At 42.4% G+C, this 7,908-nt stretch carries 9 protein-coding genes; 4 read left to right on the top strand and 5 right to left on the bottom strand.

The features are described from left to right. Both MHN01_RS09895 and MHN01_RS09900 read right to left on the bottom strand, forming a co-directional pair. On the bottom strand, positions 1-337 hold a 337-nt coding region (locus tag MHN01_RS09895), incomplete at its 3' end, for a YafY family protein (protein ID WP_239411203.1). A gap of 427 nt (positions 338-764) precedes the next feature. Next, positions 765-1,571 (bottom strand): NAD(P)H-binding protein, encoded by an 807-nt coding sequence (locus MHN01_RS09900; protein ID WP_239411204.1) that lies wholly within the window; start codon positions 1,569-1,571, stop codon positions 765-767. A gap of 119 nt (positions 1,572-1,690) precedes the next feature. Between MHN01_RS09900 and MHN01_RS09905 the strand changes: the two genes are divergently transcribed. After that, a complete protein-coding gene (locus tag MHN01_RS09905) occupies positions 1,691-2,566 on the top strand; it encodes a LysR family transcriptional regulator (RefSeq protein WP_239411205.1) in 876 nt (291 codons plus the stop codon). 36 nt (positions 2,567-2,602) lie between these two features. Here the strand turns inward: MHN01_RS09905 and MHN01_RS09910 are convergent, their stop codons facing one another. Then, complete coding sequence (locus MHN01_RS09910; RefSeq protein WP_239411206.1) at positions 2,603-2,962, bottom strand: helix-turn-helix domain-containing protein; 360 nt, start codon at positions 2,960-2,962, stop codon at positions 2,603-2,605. A gap of 109 nt (positions 2,963-3,071) precedes the next feature. On the opposite strand from MHN01_RS09910, the gene MHN01_RS09915 reads away from it, so the two are divergent. Then, entirely contained in the window at positions 3,072-3,482 is a 411-nt protein-coding gene (locus tag MHN01_RS09915; RefSeq protein ID WP_239411207.1) for a GFA family protein, read from the top strand. A 301-nt stretch (positions 3,483-3,783) separates the two neighbouring features. Further along, positions 3,784-3,975, top strand: coding sequence for a hypothetical protein (locus tag MHN01_RS09920; protein WP_075765859.1), 192 nt, complete (start codon positions 3,784-3,786; stop codon positions 3,973-3,975). A 311-nt stretch (positions 3,976-4,286) separates the two neighbouring features. Here MHN01_RS09920 and MHN01_RS09925 read toward each other — a convergent pair whose 3' ends face one another. Continuing rightward, entirely contained in the window at positions 4,287-4,766 is a 480-nt protein-coding gene (locus MHN01_RS09925) for an ATP-binding protein (RefSeq protein WP_239411208.1), read from the bottom strand. A 105-nt stretch (positions 4,767-4,871) separates the two neighbouring features. Between MHN01_RS09925 and MHN01_RS09930 the strand changes: the two genes are divergently transcribed. Beyond that, positions 4,872-5,375, top strand: a complete 504-nt coding sequence (locus MHN01_RS09930; protein ID WP_239411209.1) for an AAA family ATPase — start codon at positions 4,872-4,874, stop codon at positions 5,373-5,375. A 148-nt stretch (positions 5,376-5,523) separates the two neighbouring features. Here MHN01_RS09930 and MHN01_RS09935 read toward each other — a convergent pair whose 3' ends face one another. After that, on the bottom strand, positions 5,524-7,794 hold the full coding sequence (locus MHN01_RS09935; protein WP_239411210.1) for a discoidin domain-containing protein: 2,271 nt from the start codon (positions 7,792-7,794) through the stop codon (positions 5,524-5,526). Positions 7,795-7,908: the final 114 nt, after the last annotated feature.

Raw genomic sequence — 7,908 nt, forward strand, 5'->3', positions numbered from 1 at the left:
CCGATACGCTTAAAATAGCACGAACCTTGTTTAGTGCATGTTTGTAGTCTTGTAGCGAGACTGGGTCAAGACTGGATACCAGCAGTTTCTCACCAATCAATAAGGATGCAGCCTCATCAAGCGTGAAACTCACTGGCGGCAGGTGGTAACCTTTATCGAGAAAGTACCCGACACCCGGTTCCGAACCAATAGGAACACCTGCGTTTTCAAGCGTGCGAATATCGCGATATATAGTTCGCTCTGCAACAGAAAAATGCTCTGATAAAAAACGGGCTGTCACCACTGAACGTGTTTGCAGTAGCAACAATATTGATGTCACTCGGTCGAATCGGTTCATTTTTCTGGTACCTCAAATTCCATTATCAGCATAAGGCTAATGCATCCGCACCACTCTTATCGAGCACGACCTTTTGCAACTTATTGCAAAGAGTGCCCTCTAACGAAACGCTGATGAGCGGAAGGCATTGATACTGAAGTGATCTGCTTTTATGAATAGAGTAACTTAAAACAATGATCTGATCGCTTCTTGTGTCACAAACATGTCACCATGTCTTGCCTTCGAATAAGCTAACAGGAAACTCTATTACCTATGGTTATCCCTTTACTAACTCGTTCACAATTTCCGCTAGGGAACTGCATCGATAATCCTTACCCAGTGCTGTTTTCATTTTTGTACCATCCAATAGCAATGTTTGTTGCCAAAGGTAACGCATTTTGAACACTTCTCGAATCATTGGGTTGAACCAGGAGATGGGGATGAGTGCTCACCAGGGAAATTTTATCGATTTGACTGGCAGTTTGAGTTTTTCAAATGCAGATAACCACTGCTGGTGTGTTGTTACAATGCCAGGTTCGTGCCATACATTGAATCCACTTTTATCATGGCTAAGAAGGGCTACTGCGTTGGCTGCGACATCTGGTAACCAGGCAAAATTATGTTGGTGAGTGGCCGGTGATGGGTTGGCAAGTGTCCAACTCTTTCTTATTCGAACCAGCAGGTGATTAATCATGGCGCTTTCCGAGTTTTTCGCGATGAAGTCACCAATTCGAACTAGCGTGACAGTGGCACCTCGTTGACTGGCTTGTTTTAGCCGCTGTTCCATTCGCTGGCGAATGACGCCCTTGTCAGTTACCGGGCACTGTTCAGAGGTTTCAGAAATCGTCGGTGTTTTGCTGGGATCGAAAGCGTACACGTTACCAGGAAACAAGACATGCAATGATCGCTTTTCGGCTACTAATGCAGTGGGCTCTAACATAGCTTCGGCTTTTTTATGCCAGTCTGTATATATCGGATTGGCCCCGTAAACAATCAGGTCAATATCTTTAGCTGCTTTCTCAACATCTGTAAGAGATCTGCAATCCCCTTCAATAACTTGGCTGCTAGGTAGCCATGTGGGGCACTTGTCAGGATTTCGCATCAATGCTTTAACGGTCCAGCCGCAACTGAGTAGTTCTTTGGCGATAGCGCTGCCAAAGGCTCCTGTGCAACCAATCACTAATGCGGATTTCATTATTACTGGGTGAGCTTCAGGGCTATTGGGGCAAGTATCGTTGTGATAGGTAGTATTCATTGGATGACAGCCTTTTATATTTAGGTTGTTATCAAGTATGGTTATTCTAAATTGGTCATGGAATGTTCAATTTAGTATGGTTGCTATGCATTAATGAATAAGGCTTGGGTGCTGACGCTATGAGTAAATTACAATGGAATTTAATACAGAGCTTCATAGAAGTTGCTCGAACTGGCAGCCTCTCCAAAGCTGCCCAGGTATTGGGGACATCTCAGCCAACGTTAAGTCGGCATATGACTGCTCTCGAAGCGAGTCTCAATGTGGCTCTGTTTGATAGAAGCACTCAAGGGCTGAAACTTACAGATGTAGGGGCACAATTACTTGAATGCAGTACGCCAATGCAGGAAGCGGCCAACAGTTTTGTTCGCACGGCATCAGGCGCAGATGCTTCACTGGCAGGTAATGTTCGTATAAGTGCGAATGAAGTCGTTGGCCTTTATTATTTGCCGCCATTGATCGCCGAATTTAATGACCTATACCCAGAAGTGCAGGTCGAAATTGATATTTCCAATAAGGCTACCAGCCTGACTAAACGTGAAGCTGATATTGCTTTGCGAATGTTTCGTCCGACTCAGCCTGATTTGGTAGCCAGGCGGTTGCCGAATATTGATCTTAAGTTTTGTGCTAGCAAGCATTATCTCGATAAGTATGGGCGTCCGCAGAGCTTTGAGGATCTAGCGTCACACCGAACCTTAGGATTTGATCGTGACTGGCAAATGAGTCGAGAGGTGCAATCCCTTGGCAGGGAGTTCAAGGCCGATGATTTCTTGATCAGAACTGATTTCTTACCACTGCATATAGAAATGGCGCGACAAGGAGTGGGAATTACAGTTACTCATTTCTCAATCATCAAACAATTTCCTGAACTTGAATTGTTGCTCGACAGCCTACCGATCCCTAATCTTGAATTTTGGCTGGTGTATCACTCTGATGTGAAATATAACCGAAGAATTCGGGTTATGGTCGAATTCTTGGCAGAGCGTCTTCATCACTAATAACGCAGTTATCATTGAGGTCGAGCCAGATCAAAATTAGCCTTTCATAAACCACTCTGGTGGTATCCAAGAACCTTCAACATATTTATTTCCCCACCTTGCCATTTCTTGAAGGATAGGCAAGATATCTTTTCCTTTTTGCGTTAATAGATACTCATATCTTTTGGGATGTTCTTGATACGCAACTTTTAAAATGATTTCTTCGGCTTCTAGCCGCTTTAGTCTTTCAGCTAGTCTATTGGTTGGTATTTTCTCTGGCGAATTAGCTAAATCACTATATGTTTTTTTTCCACAATGAAGATCCCTTAATACAACTAGCGTCCATTTATCACCAAAAATATCTAAGCTATTCACGATTGGGCAGCCAGAACGCTTAAACGAAGAATTGCTGTTCATTGAGTTTTCCATAAATGCAATATTTCATTATTTTAGTATAGTCACTTGCGTTTTTGAAGTTACATTACTATCTTTAACTTCAATAACGTAAGTGACTAAGGAACAGATCATGGAAAAGTTAACTGGTGAGTGTTTATGCGGCTCAGTATCTTATGAGTGCACGGAAGGTGCAATCATGGCAGGGCACTGCCAATGTAATGACTGCCAGAAGATTAGTGGGGCAGGCCATATTTCAAATATTGCTGTTCCCAAAGGTAGCTTAAAGATAGTTGGGCAACTTAGTTATCACGAGAAAACTGCAGATAGTGGCAATGTGGTAAGAAGAGGGTTTTGCCCCAGCTGTGGTTGTCACATTTACGCTGAAAATAGCGGTATGCCACAATTTGAGTTTATTCGGGTAGGGAGCTTGCACAATTTGGAGTTATTTAAGCCTGAAATGGTCGTGTATGGCAGTAGTGGAGCATCCTGGGATCATATGGATCCAACATTACCGAAATTTGAGACGATGCCAGAAATGTAGTGATGTCACGCAAGATAACCATAAGGCCTCCAGTAATACTGGAGGTTATCATTGTTGAACGATAATGCGATTCTTTCCTTTTACCTTCCTCATACCTTACAGACAAATTCGTGAATAATATTTCAGCTATTGAGGCTTGAGTCACGCTATCTCTCATACATCAAAATACACTTACATTTATAATGGTTTTGCGAGTGAGGCGACGCGAATCTGAACGGATGTCGCCATCGTGATATTAAACTGACCAGCTAGCTTGTTATGCCTAGTTAGCTTCTCAATTTGATATTGCGAGGATAGGCACATGGAAAAACTAGAGAGGGCTAAAGCACTGTTTAAGCAGCCGCTAACATTGGATGAGCTACGAAAGCTTGACCAATTGGAACGCGCGGCAAAAGGAAAAGAACGAATGTATATTGGTGCACTATGGGATGCGGCTTATGCCGCCGTGGATCCCATCGTTTTGCACCAGGCTCGCGTTGAGGGTTTGTTGTAATCACTGCCTGCTGTAGCTAACAGAGGGCGTTGAACTCGGCGACTAATTGATAATTGAACCGCTGAATAACTGAAGAAAAGCCGATCATCTAGATCGGCTTTTTATATGAAGGCGTTCAGAATTCGGTATCAGCTAATTTTGGATAGATATTTAAGATATCATCCTAGTGAAAATTGAAGTGCATCGGGTCAATGCTAATAATTTTCTTCTTTAAGGTTACCGCGCCCTTGGGAGCAAGGGGCGGATACTTTTTTGCTAAAGTAGATTAACTGCAGCTTGATGTACTGTTTATGAAAAGAAGAAGTTGCTATTCAGCCATTGACCTTTATCTTAGTAATATTTTCATTGTGAGATGGAACCTCGAACCAAGACCAGAACAAGGACAGCATTTCAGGCGTCATATCAAAAGATTCCTTTCCACTGACTGAATTTCTAGCTAAAGCTCTTTGGCTACATGTCTCGAAGTCCACATCCAGATAGATCAGCTCATAGTCAACCTTTTCTTTCTTGGCCCACTCTTCTATTTCTTTTCTATCCGATCTCGTCCAGAAGCCAAAATCAAATATTACGGATACTCCTAACTCAAGCATCTGTAGTGCTGATTGTTTAAATAGATCGGTTAACGTAGCTATTCGGGCATCGAACATTTCTCTCTCCATATGTTCACCATAAAGAGGGATCATCCATTCATCTATTGAGAAGCGGAATGCTTGCTCGTCTTTTACCAACTGTTTGGAGTAAGTGGTTTTTCCTGAACCTATAAAGCCACAAATAAAATAAATTCTTGCCATTATCCACCCTCTGGAAAGTGCTTTCAATTTGGTTTAATATTTATCTATCAGTAAGTTATGTGATTTACATTTATCTTAAAACGGTTCTGTAAGCAAAGTTGATTTATGCCAAAGCTAATAATAATTAGAGGTCCATCTGGATCTGGAAAAAGTACTGTTGCGACAGAGCTTTTTCAGCAAGTGTCCGAACAAACTATCCTGATCCAACAAGATCATTTTCGTTTCATTTTGAATCCTGCGGGAGGTGGCAGTGAACCCAACTTAAGTCTGATTAAAAAGCTAATTTGGCACAACACATCACTGGCACTTGAAAGCGGATACAATGTCATATTGGAAGGTAATTTGATTAAAGAGCATTTTGGCCTTGTACTACAAACTTTGGCAACAAAACATACACCAGGTGTTTACGCGTTCTACTTTGACATTTCGCTTGAGGAAACGCTGCTTAGGCATAGGACACGAGATGTTTCTGAGCGATTCGGTACAGATGAGATGACCAGTTGGTACAATCTTTCTACTCCACTTGGCTTTGATTGTGAAAACCTGATTCCGCAAGAGTGTAGCAAAGGCGAAGCTATAGCCTTAATCAAGGATGTTGCTGGGTTTTAATTCTCATCGATTGGAAGCGTTGACGTTTGTTAAGCAATGCTTGAACCTGAAAGATTGTGATCCCAAATTAATTGAGAGTAAGGTGAAAATTATCAATATTATGCCCAATGTTCCCATTGGGCATAAGTATCATCAAATGCTTTACAGCTTAGTTGACACGGATCTCCCAAATTGAATAACCATAAATGGTATTACGTTCTGAGCAGTCGATTTTCAGATAGCGATAATCGCTATCAACTGAAATGACATCGGTGCGCTCTCCGGAATCAAGAGCTGTATAAGTTGCAATATTTGTCCAGTTTTGTCCGTCAACACTGCCAAGCAGGGCATAGCTGGCGGCATTGGCTGTTTCCCAATCAATTTCTACCGAAGTGATAGATTGTTTGGCTCCCAAATCATAGGTCAGACTAACATTATCAACACCATGCTCACTTTCCCAGCGGGTGCCGCCGTCACCATCGATAGCCAGGGTGGCACTTTGGAATTCAGAAGTAGCAGATATGCTTGCCGCTTCTGAACCTTCGGAGAAGTATATGTTGTCGATCTCAATATCGCTTATATCACCATTTGTACCTAATAGCTCAAAGAGCTGAATGACATTAGCAAGATCAACTTCATCACTGATATCGCTTAGTGGAATCGATATTTCATGCCATTCGCCGTCTCGAGCAAAGTTGTAAGGATCCGAACCATTGGTAAATTCAATCCATTTTTGACCAATATCACTGACACTGCCACTCTTCATACCAATAGAGAAAGTTGTATTTGAGGTGGTTTTCAGAGCAAAGTTTAGGCTTCCTGATTCATATGCCGAGAGATCGTAGTAATAATCTGAAGTAAAGGCTAGGCCAAACCATCCTGCGCCAGAAGATGAGTACGACATTGACTCATCACCCTCGAAAGGAGATTGCGTGGTATCGGTAAGCGTATTCTCCCAGACATATAAGTTACCGTTTGTCCCTAAATCAAAGGTGTAATCGGCAATTACGGTCTCACTGTATAGAGTGAAATTACCGCTCGGTGTAATTTTGTCTGCACTTTCAGTAAAGTATATGTCGTCAATGGATAGCTCAAAGGCTTCAGACGGGGCACCACCTCGAATCATAAATGTTTGAGATACTGTGTAAAAATCAATGCCGAATTTACTGAGGGGAATACTGACTTGATGCCATTGGCCATCACGTTTTAGTCCGTATGATTCACCGTCATTTACCAGATCAACCCATGCATCGCCGCCACCAGTACTCGCGATACCAATACCAATAGTGTCGGTGTTGATTGTTTTCATCTGGAAATTCAAATGACCGTTCGAATAATTCATCATATTCAGGTCATAGTTCATGTTGAATCCCATGCCGTACCAATCATCAGCGGCAATTTCAAAATCGAGTAAGTTACTACCTTCAGCGGCACCGGAATTACTGACCGCAGTCATATTATTCCAAACGTACAGCTCGGTATCGCTTCCCAGTTGAAGGGTCTCTGAGATATGGCTGCCTTCAGAATAAACCCCTAAGTCACCACTCTTCGCGGTATCACTGGAAGTGCTGATTTCTGTGCTGTAATCACTAGCATCATTGTCGTAGATTCGTACATAATCGACGTACATTTTGGCTGGCATAGGTGCCGTAACGTCTGCCTTGTCATAGATCTCAGGGAAGTGGCCGCCAACAGCCATGTTCAAAATGAGAAAGTTGTGCTGACGGAATTCGTCGAATGCAGCTTGTTCAATACCATTTTCGTCCGATGTGCTAAGGCTAATGATCTCGTTCGCTTCATCATCAATCCACATAACGATGCTGTCTGGTGTCCAGGTCATACCGTAGATATGGTAATCCTGCATGTCAGAATTTAGTTCGAAATCGTCAATTAAGTTTTTGGTTTGCCCGTAGTCTGCTTGACCGGTATAGCTTTCCGACTCGTGCCACCAGTGAAACGCACCAGAAACTTTGGAGTTAACTGTGCCTTCATTAAGTGCCTCAGCCATTCCGGCTTCGAGAATGTCCAGTTCACCGCATGCGGGCCACCCGGATTGTCCAAAATCACTGCCTAATTGCCAGAACGCTGGCCATAAGCCTGCATCCAGGTCAGGTAATTTAATACGTGCTTCAATGGTGCCGTATTTATAGGATAAACGTCCTAAGGATTTTAATCGTGCTGAATTAAAGTTGCCTTCTTCGTCTTTGGTAGCCTGAATAATAAGCTTGCCATCTTCAACGTACGCATTGTTACTGTCATCGGTATAAGTTTGTAACTCGCTATTTCCCCAACCAGAGTTACCAACATCATAAGTCCATACTGACTTATCAATTTTGTTGCCGTCAAATTCGTCAGACCATACCAGTGTTTTGGCGTGACTGGGTAAAGATAAGAAAGTTCCAAAAATAGCGAGTGCAACAGCACTGTATTTTAACCTCATAAGTTTTCCTTAACTGTTAACTTTTATTTATTGAAAGTTCTGAAGGTTGATTCGACCTTACAGTTGTTATTTTTCTATTAACTAGACTGCTAATATAATATTCACGTTAATAAG

Source organism: Photobacterium sp. OFAV2-7 (genome assembly GCF_022347985.1).
Lineage (GTDB): Bacteria > Pseudomonadota > Gammaproteobacteria > Enterobacterales > Vibrionaceae > Photobacterium.